The sequence below is a fragment of the Streptomyces sp. M-16 genome (assembly GCF_052114405.1).
Taxonomy (GTDB): Bacteria; Actinomycetota; Actinomycetes; order Streptomycetales; family Streptomycetaceae; genus Streptomyces.
Map to the genome: position 1 here is coordinate 1 of NZ_JBFRER010000294.1, position 1,292 is coordinate 1,292.

The window sequence follows — 1,292 nt, forward strand, 5'->3', positions numbered from 1 at the left end:
TCCTCCGCCGACACCGTCCGGCCCGTCAGGGCCGAGACGACCGGAACGCGCGGCGCTCCGAAGGAAACACCGTCCACGACGGCCCGGAAGTCGTCGAGCATCGGGTCCATGAGGGGCGAGTGGAAGGCGTGCGAGACGGAGAGCGCCTTCGTCTTGCGGCCGTCGGCCGCGAGACGGTCGACGACCGCGGCGACAGCGTCCTCGGCTCCCGAAACCACCACGGACGAGGGCCCGTTGACCGCGGCGATACCCGCACGGTCCTCAAACCCGGCCAGCAGGTCCCGTACCTCCTCCTCCGAGGCCTGCACCGCCACCATCACACCCCCGGCCGGGAGCGCCTGCATCAGCCGGCCGCGCGCAGCCACCAGAGCCGCCGCGTCGTCGAGGGAGAACACACCCGCCACATGCGCGGCCGCCAACTCACCCACCGAATGACCCGCCAGAAGATCCGGACGGACACCCCAGGACTCCACCAGCCGGAACAGGGCCACCTCGACCGCGAACAACGCCGGCTGCGCGTAACCCGTCCGGTCGAGGAGCTCCGCGTCCTCGCCGAACACCACGCCCACCAGAGGACGTTCGAGGTGCTGGTCCACATGGGCACACACCGCGTCGAAGGCGTCCGCGAACACCGGGAAGGCCTCGTACAGATCACGCCCCATCCCCAGCCGCTGACTCCCCTGCCCCGAGAACAGGAACGCCGTACGGCTCCCGTCGGCGGCCGTCCCGGGCTCCCGTTCGCCCTGTACGACCCCGGCTGCCGGTCGACCGGCGGCAAGAGCCGTCAAGCCCTCCAGCAGTTCCTCGCGCCGGGTGCCGACGACCGCCGCGCGCAGTTCCATCGCCGTACGCGACGTGGCGAGCGACCGTCCGACCTCGGCGACACCAAGGGCCGGGTGTGCGTCGAGGTGGGCAACGAGGCGCTGGGCCTGGGCGCGCAGGGACACCTCGTCCTTGGCGGAGAGCACCCACGGGACGGCGCCCGGCGCCGCTGCGTCCTCGGCGTCCTCAGCCTGCTCCGTGCTAGGCACGTGTTCCAGTACGACGTGTGCGTTGGTGCCGCTGACGCCGAAGGAGGACACGCCCGCCCGTCGCGGACGCCCGTGCTCCGCCCATTCCACCGGTTCGGTGAGCAGCTTGACCGCGCCCGCCGACCAGTCGACGTGCGGCGAGGGCTCGTCGGCGTGCAGGGTCCTGGGCAGGACGCCGTGCCGCATCGCCTCGACCATCTTGATCACACCCGCCACACCGGCGGCGGCCTGGGTGTGCCCGATGTTCGACTTCAGCGAACC

At 71.8% G+C, this 1,292-nt stretch carries 1 protein-coding gene; it reads right to left on the minus strand.

The window, feature by feature from the left end; genetic code table 11:
• Positions 1–1,292 (minus strand): acyltransferase domain-containing protein (locus AB4039_RS42185; RefSeq protein ID WP_442273301.1); only part of this gene is annotated, 1,292 nt, incomplete at both ends.